Source organism: Plantactinospora alkalitolerans, assembly GCF_015690345.1.
Taxonomy (GTDB): domain Bacteria; phylum Actinomycetota; class Actinomycetes; order Mycobacteriales; family Micromonosporaceae; genus Plantactinospora; species Plantactinospora alkalitolerans.
On the sequence record NZ_JADPUN010000032.1, the window covers coordinates 40,837 to 58,853 of the forward strand.

An 18,017-nucleotide genomic window follows, 5' to 3' on the forward strand; every position below is an offset into this window, starting at 1 on the left:
ATGCTGATCGCCCACGACCTCGGCACCACCGGCGACAAGGCATCGTTGCACGCCGACAACGGCGCCCTGGTCGGCTCGGTCACCGTGACCTATCCGACCCGGTACGCCCCGGGCGGGATCGCCGAACAGGATCCGGACGACTGGTGGCGGGCGCTGACCGAGGCGACCCGGGAACTCCTGGCCCGGCACGACGTCGACGCCGGGGAGGTCCGGGGGCTGGCGATCTCGGGACAGATGATGGGTGCGGTGCTGCTCGACGCGGCGTACCGGCCGGTCCGACCGGCGATCATCTGGGCCGATACCCGCAGCGGTGAGCAGTGTGCGCAGTTGGTGGGGCGGATCGGCGCCGAGCGGGCGTACACGCTGTTGGGGCATCGGCTGAACCCGACGTACTCGATCACGAAAGTGATGTGGGTACGGGACCACGAGCCGGAGATCTTCGCGAAGGTACGACACGTCTGCCTCGCCAAGGACTACGCGGTGTTCCGGCTCACCGGCCGGCTCGCCACCGACCCGTCCGACGCCTCCTCCACGAACGCGTACGACCAGGAGCGGGGGACCTGGTCGGACGTGGTGCTCGGCGCGGCCGGGCTGGATCCGGCGCTCCTGCCGGAGATCGTCCCCGCCACCGCCGTCGTCGGCACGCTGATCTCGGCGGCGGCGGGGGCCACCGGGCTACGCACCGGCACTCCGATCGTGATGGGCGGCGGCGACGGTCCACTGGCGGCGGTCGGGGCCGGTGTGGTGTCGCCGGCCGACGGCGCGTACTGCTATCTCGGCTCCTCGTCCTGGGTCTCGGTGGCCGCTCCGCGCCCCCTGCACGATCCCGCGATGCGCACGATGACCTTCGACCACGTGGTACCCGGGCACTACGTGCCGACCGCGACGATGCAGGCCGGCGGCGCCTCGCTGGAGTGGATCGCCGACGTGCTGGAGCCGGGCGGGGACGGGGACCGGTTCGGCCGACTGGTCGAGGCGGCCGACACCGCCGACGCGTCCAGCGACGGCCTGTACTTCCTGCCGCATCTGCTCGGCGAGCGGTCGCCGTACTGGAATCCGGACGCGGCCGGGGCGTTCGTCGGGATCCGCCGGCACCACGACCGGCCGCACCTGGTCCGGGCCGTGCTGGAGGGGGTCGCGTTCAACCTGCTGACCTGTGTCGACGCGTTCCGGGAGCACGGTGCGCCGGTGGACCGGGTGGACGCGATCGGCGGTGGTGCGGCGAGCGACGTCTGGCTGCGGATCCTCGCCGACGTCTGGGGCTGCCCGGTACGCCGACGCTCCATCGTGGAGGAGGCGAACAGCCTCGGTGCGGCGGTCACCGCGGCGGTCGGGCTCGGCCTGGTCGACGACTTCGGTGTCGCCCGGGAACTGTCCGAGGTCACCGCCGAGTTCACGCCCGACCCGGAGCGGCACGCCGCCTACCGGGCGCGGCACGCGGTCTTCCTCGACGCGTACCGGAGGTTGGAGCCCTGGTTCGAGGGGCGGGGCGGGGGGTCGGCATGAGCGAGCGCAGTGTGCTCGTCACGTCGCGATCGTTCTCGTCCGGCTCCCGGGACCTGCTCGGCGAGCTGGCGGCGGCCGGTCTGACGGTCGTACGCGGTCCCGCCGACCACCGGCTCGATGCGCTCCGCCCGCTGCTCGCCGGCACCGTCGGCTGGATCGCCGGCACCGGTCCGGTGACCGAGGCGCACCTGTCCGCCGCGCCCCGGCTGACGGTGCTGGCCCGGCACGGCGTCGGTGTCGACGCGGTGGACCTGGAAGCGGCGGCGGCGCGCGGCGTCGTCGTTACCAACACACCGGGGGCGAACACCGAGGCGGTCGCCGACCTCACCATCGGGCTGCTGCTCGCCGCGTTGCGTGGTATCCCGGCCGGGGACCGGCGGGTCCGGTCCGGTAGCTGGACCGTCGCGCGGGGCCGGGAACTCGGCGTACTGACCATCGGGATCGTCGGCTTCGGCCGGATCGGCCGCGCGGTCGGGCGCCGGCTGCGCGGGTTCGGTGCCACTGTCCTGGCGTACGACCCGATGCTGGACGCCGACGCGATCCGGGCGGCGGGCGCCGAACCGGCGGACCTGGCCGACCTGCCGGCCCGCTGTACGGCGGTCTCGCTGCACGCGCCCGGAGGTGGCCGGCCGCTGGTCGACGCCGACTGGCTGGCGGGTGCCCGGGACGGCCTGGTCCTGGTCAACAGCGCCCGCGCTGACCTGGTCGACGAACCGGCCCTCGCCGCCGCACTGCGCGCCGGTACCGTCGCCGGGTACGCCGCCGACACGCTCGACACGGAGTCGACCGGCGGCACTTCGCCACTGCTCGCCGAGGACCTGGCCGACCGGGTCGTGGTCACCCCTCATCTCGGGGCGCAGACTGTGGAGGCGATCGACCGGATGGGCTCGCTCGCCGTGGCCGACCTGCTCGCCGTGCTCGACGGCGGCAGTCCGGCTCATCCAGTTCCGGTAGGGGGTGCCAGATGAGCGGCCGGCATCGCGTAGGAGGAGCCAGATGAGCGGCCGGCATCGCGTGGACCGACGGCCGGAGGCGGGTGGGACGGTGGACCGGGCCGGCTACATGGGGTTCGTCGGGGTCACCACCGGCAGCTCGTCGATCAACCAGGTCTTTCCGAGCTGGGCCGAGATCCTCGGACTGCCGACCGACCGACTGGTCGGGCACGACCTGCCGTTGAACGCGGACGACGAGCGGTACCGCGATCTCGTACGGCAGATCCGGGACGACCCGGCACACCTGGGCGCGCTGGTGACGACGCACAAACTCCGGCTCTACGATGCGGCGCACGACCTGTTCGACGAGGTGGACGACTTCGCCCGGCTCTGCGGCGAGATCTCCAGCATCTCGAAGCGGGGCGACAAGCTGCTGGCGCACGCCAAGGACCCGCTGACCGCCGGCCTCGCCGCCGAGGAGTTCCTGCCCGAGGACCACTTCGCGGCAACCGGTGCCGAGGTCGTCTGCCTCGGCGCGGGCGGCGCCGGCACCGCCCTGGTCTGGTACCTGAGCCAGCGGGAGGACCGGCCGGGCAAAATCGTCTGCACGGACACCGATCCGGGGCGGCTCGCCCACCTTCGAGCCGTCGCCGAGCGGGGCGGCGTACCAGCCGACCTCGTCGAGTACGTGCCGGCGACTCCGGCCGATCCACGGGCCGTCCACGACCTGCTCCGCGCGGCGCCGGACTGGAGTCTGGTGGTCAACGCGACCGGGCTCGGCAAGGACCGGCCCGGCTCGCCACTGCCGCCCGGGGCCCGGCTGCCCCGGCAGGGCTACGTCTGGGAGTTCAACTACCGGGGCAGCCTGGAGTTCCTGCACCAGGCCCGAGCCCAGGCCGCCGAGCGTGGCCTGACCGTGGTCGACGGATGGCGGTACTTCATCCACGGCTGGAGCCAGGCGATCGCCGAGATCTTCGACGTACCGATGGATCCGACGACGGTGCAGCGGCTGTCGGCGGCGGCCGAGGCGGTGCGGTGAGCGAGGCCGGTCCGGTGACCTTCGTCCGGACCGTGCTCGGCGACGTGCCGCCGTCCGTTCTCGGACCGACCGACTATCACGAGCACCTGTTCCAGGTCAGCCCGCTGCTGCCGGGGGACGAACTGGACGACGAGCCGGCGAGCCGGGCCGAGACGGCGTCGCTGTTCGACGCCGGTATCACCGGGATGGTGGAGGCGACCCCGGTCGGGCTCGGCCGTGACCCGGCGGCGGTCGCCCGGATCAGCGCGGCGACCGGGATGCGGGTGGTGGCGACGACCGGCGCACACCGGGCCGCGCACTACGCCGCCGGTCATCCGCTGCTCTCCTGGTCGGAGGCACAGCTCGCGGCGCGGTTCCTTGCCGACCTGGTCGACGGGTGCCCGGCCCGCGACGTCGGTGCCGGGCCGTCCGTCGGTGACGGTGGCAGCGGTACGGCGATTGCGCTGGATCCGTCGGGTCGGCCGGTACGGGCCGGGCTGTTGAAGGCGGGACTTGGGTACTGGTCGATCGGTCCATTCGAGCGTCGGGTGCTGGGTGCGGTGGCCGCCGCGCATCGTTCGACCGGTGCTCCGGTGATGGTGCACCTGGAACACGGCAGCGCCGGCCACGAGGTTCTCGACCTGCTGGGCGGTGACGGGGTGGATCCGGGTCGGGTCGTGCTCGCCCACGCCGACCGTAATCCCGACCCGGGGCTGCACGTGGAACTCGCCCAGCGGGGCGCGTACCTGGGTTATGACGGGATGGCGCGGCACCGGGATCGGCCGGACAGCGCGCTGATCGAGCTGATCGAGGCGGTGTGCGGGCGGGGGATGACCGATCATCTGCTGCTCGGTGGTGACGTCGCCCGCCGCAGCCGGTACGTCGCGTACGGCGGGATGCCGGGGATGGCGTACCTGCCCAACCGCTTCCTGCCCCGACTGCGTACGCACCTCGGCCCAGACGTCGTACGCCGGATCCTGGTTGACACGCCGGCCCGGGTACTCACCTGGGGCACCAGCGGCCGACCGTCGTATTCAACGGCTCGTGGTTCGGACCGGCCCGTTGTGCTCAAGCCGGACACCAGTCGACCGTCACTCGCAAGCGGAGGTGACGGTCGACGGAGTCAGCGCTGAACCCGCTCAGTATTCGAGCCAGAACTCGCCCGGACCTCGACGGTCGGAATCGGGGTGCCGCCGTCCCATCCGCCGCCGCCGGAACGGCACTCGGCCTTGGACATGAGTGGGTAGGCCATCTCCTCGGTGTAGCCGTCGAGTCGGCTTTCGTAATCGCGGGCCAAGCGGCGGTGGTAAGTGGCCCGGTTCCAGCACGTTTCTGATGGTCGATCTTTGCTCGGCGACGATGAATAATTTGATCCACGCTGCCGCCCGACGTTGGCGGTGGCGATGTCGGCAAGGCGGCAGCCGAAGTGGCGGGGATGGCCCGTGCTGGTTATCGACGATCTCGTGCCTAAATGTCGATGTCAGTATAAAGGCAGATATCACGGCCGATCGGTGATGCGTGCCGCATGCGAGCATTTCGGCGGAACGGCAAGCCGGCAGCGGATAGAGCGTGGCTCCTGTACACTCCCAATATGCCGGCGCAACACGCTCCGACGAGCCAAGAGGGTGACCCTGACGGTGTTCCCGAGCCGCTGAGAGCCAGAGTCGTATTGGTCGCCCTATTCTCGGAGAGGTACCCTGCAATCGGCGAGAGCCACGGAATATCGGCCATCGCCGGCGCGGCCCGCAGCAGGCTGGGTAATCGGCTTCAGAGCTTGACTCTGATCGATAAGGTTATGACCGGAGTCGAAGACTGCTCCGACGCCGTAGATGCCATCCGCTCCGCAAATGCGAACGTGCTTGGGATATCCCTTCAGTACGGCACATATTCCGTTCTGAAACGCGAGTTGCCCCAAATGCGGGCGGCGATCATCGGTGGGCGGTCTCTTGTCATCTTCGGAGGGCCGCTCGCATCCTACCTCGGCAACGAGCTTCTCCAAGAAATAGACTCCGAATCCATCATCGTGGAAGGCGAGGGTGACGCCGCTTTTCCCAAGCTCGTGACGGCGTGGCTTGACGACGCACCTCTTGACAATATCGAAAACACACGACTCCTCGGCACGAGGGGCCAGGCAGTTGCGGGAAGGCGTGCACTTGGCGACCTTCAGGCGGCAGAACCACCCTTCCGAAATCATGTGCGCGAGATTGCTCAACATGGCGGTCAGATTTTCATCGAATCCAGTCGAGGCTGCTCCTGGGCAGCGTGCACGTTTTGCCTGAGAGGACTCACGGACGTCAAAGGTCGTCCAAACGAGTATCGGCGATTCTCGCAGGCGCGGGTGTTCTCAGATATCCGAACCCTACGCAATTCTGGTATAACGACAGTGACATTCGCGGACGAGGACTTCCTGGGCGGATCCCTCGACTCGGTAGCGCCATTCATCCTCGGCCTGACTTCCTTCCTGCGCGAAACCTCCCCCGAGTTCGTCTTCGACGTCAGTATGACAATCGACTCGGTCCTTGGACTACGAGATAGTCCAGATGAAGCTCTCTTGAGACAGGATCTCCTTGGCCGTCTCAAGGAGGCAGGGCTGCGGAAGGTATTTCTGGGGATCGAGTCTGGCAGTGTTACACAATTGCGACGTTATGCGAAGGGGCACCGCCCCGAGAACTGCGCGGCCGCCGTGCGCCGCCTCCGCGAAATTGGAGTCGTCGTCGAAGTCGGCTTCATCATGTTCGACCCATTGTGTAGTCTGACCGAGATCGAGCAAAATCTTTGCTTCCTCCGAACTGAGAATCTTGTGGCGAGCGTATCTGCCTTGACGAACGAGATGCGGCTGCAGCATGGATCCACGTACATGAGATTACTTGAACGTGAAGAGAGCAGGCTAGGTCAACTCATCTACACCCGCCAGCTCGATCGGGATACGCTGTCCTACCAGTACCGCTACGTCGACCCTCGGGTTCGGGAATTGACAGACACCCTGCGGAGATCGCAAAGCCAGGCGCGAGATCTCGTTTACCCGCTTAAGGCGCTGACCCGGTATGGAGATCGTGGAGCGCTAGCTGACGCTGCTAATGATGTTCGGGAAATCCTTGCGAACGTCCGACAAGCACAGTTCAACGGCCTTAAAGCTTCAGTCGACCGCCTATTGTCGGGCGAGGACTGCGCGGAGGTCTACTCGCAGCATCTCGTGCCGGCTCTAGAAAAAGCGGCGTCCGAACTCCTCGATACTGTGTCGCAATTCGGACGATCTGCGGCCGAGCACCCCGTCGTTCTCCGGGTGGTCGAGGCGGGACGGAAAGTCCGAGCTGGATCTCTTCGTACGCCAATCACCTCTCAACGAACCACCTCACGCATGACGGAGATCGATGCCTGCGATTTCTAGACCGCCACGCGATCCGCCAAGAAAGAAATAGAAATGACATGGATGAATATGAGTTTGATGTTTTTTTGAGTTATAATCGGGCCGACGAGCCCTGGGTCCGATCCCTTTACCATCGGCTCCAGAGTTGCCAGTCACCTGGCGGGCCAATGCGCATTTTCTTCGCGCCTGAGTCCCTCCCGCCGGGAGCACTGATCGTGCGCGACCTCAGCGTCGCGCTTAAGGCAAGCCGCCGCGTCGTTGTCGTCCTGACCCCCGAGTGGATAGCATCGGACTGGACAAACTTCGAAGCGAGCATCGAGTTGTATCGGGATCCCGCTGCCAAGCAAATGCGGCTTGTGCCAATCGTGTTGCGAACATGCGAGGCACCGGATGAGTTAGCCCGGCTACGAAACATTGACTTCCGATCTGAGTCCGACTTCGAGCGATCTTTTGCCGAACTGGCCGCTGCGATCGAGGCGGGGCGCCATGCAGCCTCTGCGGAGTCAGCAGCCAAGCAAGATCGCGAACGCGTACTAAACGCCGCCGTCCTTCCGTGGAGCCCTCAGGGAAGCCCGAGCTTTCGCTTCCTGTGGCCCGAACGGTTTATTGACCCAACAGTGCGTCCTCACAAGTCTCTCGGGCCTCCCGTGCGTTTCGCAGCATGGGATTCGGCGCATCGGAACATCGGCGCAGTGGTGCTGGTTGGTGCGCCCGGAGGGGGCAAGACGACACTTCTTCGGTCGCTCTTTCTCCGAGATGATTCAATCTACTCGCCGCAGTACAAGGTGCACTTCATTACGGCAGGCACGGTCGTGGCCGACAGCAAGCGAGTGGGCTCCAACGGAAGCCAATCCGATGATATGGCAGGGGGACACCTCGTGCTAATTGACGGCGTGGATGAGGTAGGAGCATCTGGGCTTGAGACCGTCATGAGTTACGCCGCTGAGGTGCGGGAACGGGGTGCCAAGATTCGTATAGCATGCCGTACAGACTTCTTCTTCCGCCACATCGCTATGCGTGACGACTGGAGTGGACTCTTCGGTGAGGTAGTCGAACTTCTGGAATGGACACGCAGCGATGCGGAGGTGTTTACCCAGCGATATGCGAACCAAGCTGGCGATCCCACACTTCTTCAAAGGGCAATCGAGTTGCTTGACAGAATTCCAAGCCCGTCACCACTTTGGCGCAACCCGCTGCAACTAACCCTGCTCTTGTATCTACTCCACTCCAGGGTCCACATATCGCAGCAAGAGGTCACCTACCCGTACGCCCTTTACGGCGTGGTGTACCGTCACTGGCAACACAGAGAGCGGCATCGGGGAACAGGCCAAGTTTCCGCCCTCGCTGTCGAGAGCGCCCACGTGGCGGTGGCGAAAGCCCTCGATGCAACACGAGGCGACTCCCCCCCTCGATTGCGTGATGCCATTGCTGCAGCGATGGGCGACTCGCTAGATGCAGTTCTCGAAGATACGGCCTTCCGTGGACTGATTGATACCCGGCTCGACGACGACGGCGTCGAAGTCGTTATCGCTTTCCGGCACGAGACATTCGCAGAGTTTGTAATATCTAGGTCCGTGATCAGCGCGTTTGAGCAAGGTGGGTACGCGATAGACAAGGCGCTGGCCGTGACGTATGGCAGCCACATTAACAGGTTTGTGCGTAGTGGCTTAGAGTTCCGTGCGGCCGTTCGAGCGTCGCACATTCTTGAGAATCTCGTCACTCGTTATGAGGCGCTGCTTGTCGAGCGCCTTGCCGAAGGCAGCGGTCAGATGTCATATGCCGAGAACGACGCGATGCGCGAGCAGTTGGTCTACTACATTGGGCGGCTGCCTTCAGTGGCGAGCCGGAAGTTTCTTCGGCGCGCTTATGCCGCCGAGACTGCGCCAATCATCCGACGAAGTGCAGCACTGGGCGCTATCTCGCAAGGCGACCAGGAAATCGAGAGAGATTACCTTACGAGACTACGTATTGACCCGGCAGAGGACCTGCTGAATCGATCTGTCCAAATTATATACTTTAACGACGACAAGGGAGACTTCCATAACTACCGAGACCTGGGCTCTGTCTCATGGAGACGGACCCGAGATCACATCTTCGAACGACTCGTTACAAGCGGCGTTCGTGAGATGGGTCTGCGATGGTGGGACATGGAGACGTTGCTGTCATTCTTTAGAAGCAGGCCTAACGATGCTCTGTCCGCTACGGAGATAGAGGTGCTGAAGGGTATGCTGTGCGGAGACAGGTCAACGGATCGTGCTTGCGCGATCGCGGCGACTCGTGACCTGCTACTGACCGAAGCAAGCCCGGGCTACTAACCGAAGCCAGCTCGGGCTGCATTTCCTACAGACGGCGCTTCGCGGGCTAGTCAACCGGGTGAGCAATCCCCGAGGATACCATTGGATAGGTACACAAAAGATGGATAACAAGCATTTCAGATTCATAATTTCTGTCATCGGATATGTCGTCGACGACGACGGAAATGTCCTGCTGAGCAGACACCCGAAACGAGGATGGGAGGTCCCCGGAGGTGCGATCGAGTTCGGCGAGGACGGTGTGAGTGCCCTCGTCAGGGAGGTGCAGGAGGAAACCGGTTACACGGTCGCTGTCAACGGTTTCGTGGGTATGTATTTCGACCTTGACGACGAGACGCTTGTCCTTCAGTTTCGATGCCAGCCCAATGGGTCAGGTCCGCGTAAAGTTGTGGGTTCAGAAGAAGCCCGTTGGTTTTTGCCTGAAGAGGCCAGACGCCTCGTAAGCGCCGAACCTGCTCGCAGTCGTCTCCTTGATGCACTGGCCGAGGACGGCCGAGTCGCCTTTCGAGGTTTTCGCTCCAACCCCTATAGTCTCCTCCGCAGCGAGGTATGGATACCTGAACCGAGCGCCATGAAGCCAGATTCGGAAACGATAGGCTAGGCGCTGTTCCGCGGGTTTTCGTCAGCTAGAGCATGCCTCATCTGCATGATGAGCCCCTCAGTTCCATGCCCAAGGAGTCACAGCTCACATAAGCGGGGTTCCAGGTGACCGCGAACGGCGGCCTTTCTATTCCGGTATGAAGTCGCGCTTGAGGCCTTCGTCTGCGATATCTCGATACACTGCGAAGTATGCAACTCTACTCAATGTGCCGCGTGCGACCTGCTCTTCGAAGTTGAAAAGCCTCTCCTCGTCGTAGATATACGGCGCAAGCCTGTAGATCCCGCGCTCATAAAGGCCGAACAAAAGCTTCGACGGCTCAAGCGACCGATTGAGTTCTCTAAATAGTTTCGATATCCTGTAAGTGGGCTCGCCCTCGTTGGACAGGTTCAATCCGTCCAGGTCCGTCCCAAGATCGCCTATGTCGATAGGCTCGCCTACCGACTCTAGATCACGCGCTGAATTGAAGTACCCTCCTCCAAAGTCAACGCGTGTCTCCGCGGCCAGCATGATCTCGAAGTCCGGCCTGAGTGGACTTCTCTTCAAAGTTGGCGTGATGTGGTCTTCCCAGATTTTTTGAACGGCTTCTTCGCTAGTGGCGATATCATCATTGATGAGTATTTTGTCGAAGACCCTCATTGGACCGTCTGGCGTTGGAACAACGGGATTAAGGAGAAGATAGTCGATGGCATCAGCTTGGTATCGCAATCTCGCGTCAATAACCTTTGGTTCGTCGCGCCCCCGCGAAAGCAAACGGTTACGCAGCACTGCGATTTGCGAGTCATGATCGCCCTTGGACGCTAGAACGCCGATCGAGTACAGGCGGTTGCCATATGCTTTTCGCAGGCTACCGGCACCCTCGTCTGACGGATACACGCTATGGATGGAGATCCGATCGCCACTCGCCATCTTGTCGATCTCATCCAGGCTTGTGCCATAAAGAACCTGCCCGCCTATTTGGTGGGTAATTACCCATTGGCCCGACGCCGTCACACGGTTGAACTCCTGCTGCGAAACACTTCGGTAGGAGGGATCGGCGTCCGGTGAGGAGGGTCTGGTCGTGACCGTCGAGACCCGGTGAACGCTCTCAGCATGCGCACGCAAGATGGAGTTCAGAATCGTATCCTTGCCCACGCCGTATGGGCCGCTCATATTGAGCAAGACGTACGGGCGGCTCATGATTCGCTCCCTGCTCGATGCGTTGTCTGGTGTTGTGCAAGCAGACTACCGCCCGGCGTAGCACTACGCGCCCGCACCCCCGCAGCCGGCCTCCTCAGCGTCGGTGCCAGTGTGGCGAGCAGGTTGGCGGCTCCCCGAACATGCCGGAACGCCGTGACCTGCCCGGCCCGGATCCCTCGACCAAACGTGTGAAGGTCCGGCCGCTCTGTGGGTGGGCGAGCACCAGCAGGGTCTGGCGTCCGCGCATTAGCCGCCGCCATAGTGACCGGATCGGGATGAAAGGCTGCTATACCAGATCACCCAGGCGGGTCGTGTGCGCGGTAGAGACCATTAGTCATCGTTCTGGGGTACGAGGCTAATCACCAGCGTATGCCTGCCGCGGTCGCGCGGCCCTTAGCGGTGGCCGGATGTGTGTCCCTCATGCGGGCGATAGTGCCTGCTGTCGGCGCAGGGGCCGGCTCGGTGTGGACGTGTTTGCCTGGCTTAAAGGATGGGCAGGTCGGCCCCGAACTCGCGGAGCCGGTCCGTTCGGGCGTACAGCGCCGCTCGGACGGCGGCGAAGGACACTCCAGGCGCGCGGTTGGTTCGTTCGACGTCCCGGACGATCCGGCTGACCATCGCGAGCCGAGCCTTGGCCTCGGCCAGCCGTGATTGAAGGTCGCACAGGGCCTGCTTGCAGGAGGCAAGTTCAGCTTTCAGTCGCTCGTTTCGCTGTTCGAGCGTCATGGGTGGTGGCGGGTCGGAGCTGTACGCGTCCACTCGCACGGGCTGCCCTCCTCGGCAGGTAGGTAGGTAGGCGGTGGGGGCTGCCACCGGGCGCCGGAGGAACTGGGAAAGGACCGGCGGCAGCCCCCGTTCAGCACCCCGCCCGACCGCCTGCGATGGCTACCCGGACGAGGGCCAGCCCGATCGTCTCGCGAGTCATGCCCACTGCGCAAGTGTACAGAGCGATGTGTCAGATGAATCTACCGGAGCAGATCGGGTAGGCCATGCTGGTGAGTACGATCGCGCCCATGGCCAAGTTGCCCGGTCCTCTCGTCGGACCTGCGGAAATACAGGCGATGCTGGGTGTTGGGCGGTCGCGGGCGCGGCAGATCATCAATCAGCGAAACTTCCCGGAGCCGTACCAGACACTCATCGGCGGGTCCGTCTGGGTCCGAGCCGAGGTCGAAGCATGGATCAAGAAGCACCGCCAGCCTCGACCGCCAGTCGCCGACGACGAGGACGAGCCAGGCTGAGGGAGCGGGGTCCCGACACCCTCTACCCGGTTAAGGGATCGTCCAGACGGCCACCCGGGCGTTAGACACCCTCAGACAGCCGATGGCCTGCCGTGGACGGCTCGTCGGCCCGACTACGGGTCTCGGCGAGCAGCCGCAGGGCGAGCATTGTGATCCAGGCCCAGTCGACGGCGATCATCACTCGTTGGATCAGGCCGGCCGACGGATGAGCCGTCTCCCACGCCGTACCGAAGGTGACGAGTAGGGCCAGGCCGGCGAGTCCGGTGAGGATGTCGTACCCGGCCCAGGCGCGACCGTACGGACGGGTGACGGACCAGCGGGCGAGGACGAAGCAGGCGATCGGCACCGACAGGAACACCACGATGCCGAGATTGTCGTGCAGGACGCCGTGCCAACTGGTGCCCGCGCTGCCGTCGCCCGAGGCGCCGGGCGGGTAGTCACGGGTCGGATCCATCACGAAGGTGCCGGAGAGCAGCAGGCCGAGCGCGTACGCACCGATCAGGAGCGGTCCCCACCGGCTCGCGCGGCCGGGGTACAGGGCGCGGCGGAGCCCGACGGCGAAGCCGAGGAGCAACAGTCCAGTCAGGACGAAGTTGGTGATCTGGATCCAGCCGCGCGGACCGAGGCTCAGCGCGCTCACCGGGTGGTACGTCGGGTCGTAGCCGGCCCGGGTGGCGCCGTCGACCAGGAATATCAGGATGAACAGCGCCGGGGCGACCGCCCCGCAGCCGAGCAGTGTCCGGGTCAGGCGATGGGTCGACATGCGTCCTCCGGGGCCATCGACCCATGATCCGCCATCACCGGTCACCCCACAAACAGCGCCTTCTACGGCAGCAGCGGGGGTGACCGGCTCGGCAACCGGACCTGACAGTCCCGATCGAGGCGCGTCAGGGGATGAACCGTACCTCCGGGAAGGCCCGGCTCGGCCCGTCGAGCAGGTGTCCCCGGTGGCGTAGGTGCAGGTCGAAGAACGCCAGCGGGTACGCCTGCTGGATCCGTACCCCCCGCACCGGGTCGAGGGTGCCGACCCAGCCGGCGAGTTCCTCGTCGCTCATCCCGATGACTTTGGCCAGTTGCGGGACCAGCCACTGTTGGTCGATGTACGACCCGTGGGCCGCGCCGTCGGCCTGCACGTTGAGCCGCCATCCGTGCAGCTTCGCCCAGAACTCCTCGACGGGCTCGGTGGCCCGGGTGAACTCCGCGGTCATCAGCATGAACGGCCGGTCGAGTTCGCCGACCCGTGGATTCGACTCCATCGGGCCGTCGAAGCCGAGCCCCGCCCGGACCCGCCGGTCCTCGTTCATCACGAGGGCGGTCGCGGTCGCGCCCTTCGACCAGCCGAACATGCCGATCCGGCGCAGGTCGAGCGCGGCACCGAGTCCGGCCGGCAGCGGGCGGTGCTCGGCGTCGGGGTTGCGGCCGGCGGCGAGGTCCTCGATGCGGTCGAGGACGAACCGGATGTCGTAGCAGGAGTCCCAGGGGGTGAACGACAGCTCGCCGGGGACGGTGAGCCGGCCGTCGGGGAACTCGCTGAACCCGTCGTACGTGTGATCCACGGTGACCACGACGTACCCGTGGCTGGCGAGTTCCTGGACCACGATGGTGGCCTCGGCGCGGTGATCGTCGTTGCCGTGGGAGTACACGAGCACGGGCAGCCGTCCGGATGTCCGCAGTACGGAAGCTCCCTGGTGGCCGGACGTGGGGGGCGCCGCCGCGACATCGGCGTCGAACCCGACGGATTCAAGCAGTGCGCGAAACGGTGCGGCGGGCATCCACGGCGCCACCGGATGACGCCGGGCGTCCCGGGTGGCCGGGTACCAGACGCTCGCCATCAGTTCGCGGTAGTGCCCCGGGCCGGCGACCGGATCCGGGCGGGATCTGTCGACGAGGTGCAGCGCCACGGTGCCGATCCGGTGCGGCCCGGTGGGCCGGGGAAGCGTGAGCCGTGCCGGGCCGGGCGTGGCCGACGCCGGGGCCGCCGACGCGCGGCCGGCGCCGCCGAGCGGTACGACGACCCCGGTGGCGAGCGCGGTGGCGAGCAGGTGTCGGCGGGTCAGGGCGGTGGTCATCGGTCCTCCGGAATGTCGGTCGTCTCGACGCGGGCGATGAGCTGCTTGAGCCGGGCGATCTCCTCGGCGAGTGCGGCGTTGCCGGCTGCGGTGAGGGTGATCCAGGTCCGGCCACGCCGCCCGGCGTAGCCCTTCTCGACCTCGACCAGACCGGCCGTCTCCAGGACGGCCAGGTGCTGGGAGAGGTTGCCGGCGGTCAGCGCCAACTGGGTACGCAGGAAGCCGAACTCCACCCGGCGGGCCTCGTGCGCGATGGTGAGGATGCCGAGCCGGACCCGCTGGTGCACCACGTCGTCGAGCCCGGTGACCGGATGCGGGGATTCGGTCTGGTCCGGCGCGGGGGTGTCGACGGGTCCGGTCACCGGGGCCGCCGCAGCCGTTGCGCCAGTGCGAAACCGGCGCTGCCCAGCAGCAGCACGCCGCCGCTGATCACCAGCATCGGCGCGAACCCCCACTTGTCTCCCCAGTGGTTCCCCCAGCCGAAGTTCATCGGCACGATCACGACCACCAGGTACCCGAGGGCGAACAGCAGCAGCGCGGGGTGGCGTTCCAGCCAGGCCAGCACCAGCAGCGCCAGCCCGACCGAGCCGGAGAAGTCGGTCAGGCGGAAGAGCGCGAGGACGACCCAGGGCAGGGGGCGCTCAAGGTCCGGCGGCGGCAGGAGCTCGCGCGCCACGAACACATGCAGGGTGGTGAACAGGGCGAGCATCGCGATGCCCGCGATGGCGTACGGCGCGATCCGGGTCTCCAGGCCCCGGGCCCGGGCGACCCGCAGGTATCCGACGGCGCTGACCACGTATCCCAGCACCAGCGCCGTCCACCAGTAGAAGGTCGCGGTCTGGAACCACACCTGGCACGCCTGGCCGCCGTCGCCCATCGGCTTGCAGTTGCTGACGACCGTGTGGCCGTATCGGTAGGCGGGGATCGCGCCGAGGGTCACCAGGCCCAGCACCAGCAACGGCAGCCAGGTCACCCGTTGGGCGAGCCGCACCCGGTGCGCGAGGTCGCGCGCCTCAGTCAGTAGCCGGCGGGGGTCACCGCCGGCAGGAACCGCATCGGAAGTCATGCCAACAGGTTTCCATAACAAATCAATTGGCGCTAGTGGCGACTTCGCTGCCGCGACGGGGTCACGACAAGCCGGGCGAGCGCGGACCGAAGGCACGGACGGGACACACCCGGACGTTTGACCACGTCGTTCGATGGAACTCCGGTCGCGGCCGGATGCCTTGTGCTGCAACGGTTCCTGGTCCAGGGGCTCGCCGCCGGGACGGTGCAGTAGCGGCCCGAAACCGGGTTACGCGAGGGCGCGGGTTTCAGTACACTCAGCACGAACCAAGCGCGATCTTGTCACCTGGTGACGGCGCGCGAGACGACCAGTGAGGGGAGCCGGCCGTGCAGTACCGCACCGCTGTGACCATTCCCCAGTCCCGGCACCGGGTGATTCTGACGTCTTTCTAACCTCCGGGTGGTGGCCCGCGCGGCCCCACCGGATGTCGTGACACACCCCTGATCCGAGCCGATCCGAGCCGACCAGGCATGCCCGCAGGGCGTACCCGATCCGGCCCGGACGGTCCATGGGGTCCCTCCCTGCCCGGCCGCCGCCCTCGGCGCGCCGGTCCCTGTCACGAAATCGCGCCGCCCTCGTTCGGTTCACCCAGGAAGGCCAACGACCGTGCGCACCGACCTGCACCGTCATCCCACCGACGCCCTGACCCGCATCCGCAACCTGGGCATTCTCGCCCACGTCGATGCCGGCAAGACCACCACCACCGAACGGATCCTGTACGTCACCGGCGCCACCTACAAGCGGGGCGAGGTGCACGACGGAACGACCGTCACCGACTTCGACTCCCAGGAGCGCGACCGGGGCATCACCATTTTCGCCGCCGCCGTGAGCTGCGACTGGGCCGGTCACCGGATCAACCTGATCGACACCCCGGGTCACGTCGACTTCGCCGACGAGGTCGAACGGGCCCTGCGGGTGCTCGACGGCGCGATCGCGGTCTTCGACGGCGTCGCGGGCGTCGAACCGCAGAGCGAGTCGGTCTGGCGGCAGGCCGACCGGCACCAGGTACCCCGGATCGCCTTCGTCAACAAACTGGACCGGGCCGGTGCCGACCTGGACGACGCGGTCCGGTCGATCCGCGAACGGCTCCGGGTGACCCCGCTGGTGGTCCAACTGCCGATCGGGCGGGAGGACGGGTTCACCGGCGTGGTCGACCTGCTCCGGATGCGGTCGCTGGTCTGGGCCGACGGCGAGACGTTCGAGGAGGGGCCGGTACCGGACGACCTGCGGGCGGAGGCGGAGCGACGGCGCCGGGTGCTGGAGGAGACGGTTGCCGAACTGCACCCGGACGCGCTGGAGGAGTTCTGTGCCCACTCGACGCTCTCCGCGACGACCCTGGCCGCCGCGTTGCGCGACCTGACCCGTACCGGTGACGGCCTGGTAGTGCTCTGCGGCTCGGCGTACCGCAACCGGGGCATCGAGCCGCTGCTCGACGCGGCGGTGGCGTACCTGCCCTCGCCGCTGGACGTGCCGGCGGTGCGCGGCGTACGGGACGGTGTGCCGCAGGAACGGGCCGCCGACCCGGCGGCGCCGTTCGCCGCGCTGGTGTTCAAGGTGAACTCCACCGCGACCGGGCGGCTGACCTACCTGCGGGTGTACTCGGGAACGATCCGGAAGGGAGGCGTGGTGCTGGACACCGGCGCGCGGCGTACCGAACGGATCGGGCGGATCCTGCGGGTCCAGGCCGACCGGCACACCGAGGTCGACTCGGCGGTGGCCGGCGACATCGTCGCGGTGGTCGGACTCAAGGCCGCCCGTACCGGGGCGACCCTGTGCGTACCCGACGCGCCACTGGTCCTCGAACCGCCGAGCGTGGCGGATCCGGTGGTCTCGGTGGCGGTCGAGCCCCGGCGGGGCACCGACAGCGAGCGCCTGACGTCGGCGTTGGCCCGGCTGGTCGAGGAGGACCCCTCACTGGCCATCCGGACCGACTCCGAGACCGGCCAGACCGTGCTGTCCGGGATGGGGGAGCTGCACCTGGAGGTGGCGGTGGAGAAGATCCGTCGAGCGCACGGACTGGAGGTCAACGTCGGTCGACCACAGGTGGCCTACCGGGAAACCGTCGTACGCGGGGTGTCCGGGCTGCTGTACCGGCACGTCAAGCAGGACGGCGGCGCGGGCCAGTACGCGCACGTCGTACTCGACGTGGAACCGCTGGTGGCCACCACGCCGGACCCGGCCGATGGGCCTGGCTCCGGCAACGGCGGCGGCAACGGCTCCGGGGACGGCGGCGCGCGGGACTTCGCGTTCGGCTCGACCGTCGTCGGCGGCCGGGTGCCGAAGGAGTACGTCCGGGCGGTCGAGGCCGGCTGCCGGGACGCGCTTGCCGAGGGTCCGCTCGGCGGCCATCCGGTGATCGGCCTGCGGGTCAACCTGGCGGACGGCGCCACGCATCCGAAGGACTCCTCGGAGCTGGCGTTCCGGACGGCGGGCCGGCTCGCGCTGCGGGAGGCGCTCCGGGCCAGCGAGATGGTCCTGCTGGAACCGGTGGTCGAGGTCACGGTGACCGTGCCCGACGACGCCGTCGGCGGGGTGCTGGGCGACCTGGCGGCCCGACGCGGCCGGGTCTCGGGCTCGACCACCCGCGCCGGCACCGTCGTCGTCACCGCGACCGTGCCGCTGGCCGAACTGTTCGGCTACGCGACCCGGTTGCGGAGCCGGACCCAGGGCCGGGGGACCTTCACCACCCGGGCCACCGGCTACAGCCCGGTGCCGAGCGCGGTCTCCAGCGG

Annotated in this window: 15 protein-coding genes; 9 read left to right on the forward strand and 6 right to left on the reverse strand. The window is 66.7% G+C overall.

Annotated elements, in window-relative coordinates:
- From xylB to I0C86_RS01200, 7 genes are all read left to right on the forward strand, one after another.
- Complete coding sequence (gene xylB / locus I0C86_RS01170; protein ID WP_196199301.1) at positions 1–1,506, forward strand: xylulokinase; 1,506 nt, start codon at positions 1–3, stop codon at positions 1,504–1,506.
- On the forward strand, positions 1,503–2,474 hold the full coding sequence (locus I0C86_RS01175; RefSeq protein WP_196199276.1) for an NAD(P)-dependent oxidoreductase: 972 nt from the start codon (positions 1,503–1,505) through the stop codon (positions 2,472–2,474). Before xylB ends, I0C86_RS01175 begins: the two co-directional genes overlap by 4 nt.
- A 28-nt stretch (positions 2,475–2,502) precedes the next feature.
- Positions 2,503–3,477 (forward strand): shikimate dehydrogenase family protein, encoded by a 975-nt coding sequence (locus I0C86_RS01180; RefSeq protein ID WP_230393323.1) that lies wholly within the window; start codon positions 2,503–2,505, stop codon positions 3,475–3,477.
- A complete protein-coding gene (locus I0C86_RS01185; protein ID WP_323373399.1) occupies positions 3,474–4,589 on the forward strand; it encodes a phosphotriesterase family protein in 1,116 nt (371 codons plus the stop codon). Before I0C86_RS01180 ends, I0C86_RS01185 begins: the two co-directional genes overlap by 4 nt.
- Positions 4,590–5,047: 458 nt before the next feature.
- Positions 5,048–6,844, forward strand: coding sequence for a B12-binding domain-containing radical SAM protein (locus I0C86_RS01190; protein ID WP_196199278.1), 1,797 nt, complete (start codon positions 5,048–5,050; stop codon positions 6,842–6,844).
- A 38-nt stretch (positions 6,845–6,882) separates the two neighbouring features.
- Positions 6,883–9,138 (forward strand): TIR domain-containing protein, encoded by a 2,256-nt coding sequence (locus I0C86_RS01195; protein WP_196199279.1) that lies wholly within the window; start codon positions 6,883–6,885, stop codon positions 9,136–9,138.
- A gap of 100 nt (positions 9,139–9,238) precedes the next feature.
- A complete protein-coding gene (locus I0C86_RS01200; RefSeq protein WP_196199282.1) occupies positions 9,239–9,736 on the forward strand; it encodes an NUDIX hydrolase in 498 nt (165 codons plus the stop codon).
- A gap of 126 nt (positions 9,737–9,862) precedes the next feature.
- Here I0C86_RS01200 and I0C86_RS01205 read toward each other — a convergent pair whose 3' ends face one another.
- Positions 9,863–10,912: a nucleoside/nucleotide kinase family protein gene (locus I0C86_RS01205; protein ID WP_196199283.1), complete on the reverse strand. Its 1,050-nt coding sequence runs from the start codon at positions 10,910–10,912 to the stop codon at positions 9,863–9,865.
- A gap of 483 nt (positions 10,913–11,395) precedes the next feature.
- The gene (locus tag I0C86_RS01210; RefSeq protein WP_196199284.1) at positions 11,396–11,677 is read right to left on the reverse strand and encodes a hypothetical protein; all 282 of its coding nucleotides are present in this window, start codon (positions 11,675–11,677) and stop codon (positions 11,396–11,398) included.
- A 248-nt stretch (positions 11,678–11,925) separates the two neighbouring features.
- Between I0C86_RS01210 and I0C86_RS01215 the strand changes: the two genes are divergently transcribed.
- A complete protein-coding gene (locus I0C86_RS01215; RefSeq protein WP_196199285.1) occupies positions 11,926–12,150 on the forward strand; it encodes a helix-turn-helix transcriptional regulator in 225 nt (74 codons plus the stop codon).
- A gap of 61 nt (positions 12,151–12,211) precedes the next feature.
- On the opposite strand, the gene I0C86_RS01220 is transcribed toward I0C86_RS01215, so the two are convergent.
- The 4 genes from I0C86_RS01220 to I0C86_RS01235 all read right to left on the reverse strand — a co-directional run bounded on the left by I0C86_RS01220 (position 12,212) and on the right by I0C86_RS01235 (position 15,285).
- A complete protein-coding gene (locus I0C86_RS01220) occupies positions 12,212–12,913 on the reverse strand; it encodes a DUF998 domain-containing protein (protein ID WP_196199286.1) in 702 nt (233 codons plus the stop codon).
- A gap of 124 nt (positions 12,914–13,037) precedes the next feature.
- Positions 13,038–14,219: an alpha/beta hydrolase family protein gene (locus I0C86_RS01225; RefSeq protein ID WP_196199288.1), complete on the reverse strand. Its 1,182-nt coding sequence runs from the start codon at positions 14,217–14,219 to the stop codon at positions 13,038–13,040.
- Positions 14,216–14,581: a transcriptional regulator gene (locus I0C86_RS01230; protein ID WP_196199290.1), complete on the reverse strand. Its 366-nt coding sequence runs from the start codon at positions 14,579–14,581 to the stop codon at positions 14,216–14,218. Before I0C86_RS01230 ends, I0C86_RS01225 begins: the two co-directional genes overlap by 4 nt.
- Positions 14,578–15,285 (reverse strand): hypothetical protein, encoded by a 708-nt coding sequence (locus tag I0C86_RS01235; RefSeq protein ID WP_196199291.1) that lies wholly within the window; start codon positions 15,283–15,285, stop codon positions 14,578–14,580. The genes I0C86_RS01230 and I0C86_RS01235 overlap by 4 nt, the downstream gene beginning before the upstream one ends.
- A 606-nt stretch (positions 15,286–15,891) precedes the next feature.
- On the opposite strand from I0C86_RS01235, the gene fusA reads away from it, so the two are divergent.
- Positions 15,892–18,017, forward strand: a 2,126-nt coding sequence (gene fusA / locus I0C86_RS01240; RefSeq protein WP_196199292.1) for an elongation factor G, incomplete at its 3' end; no start/stop codon positions are given.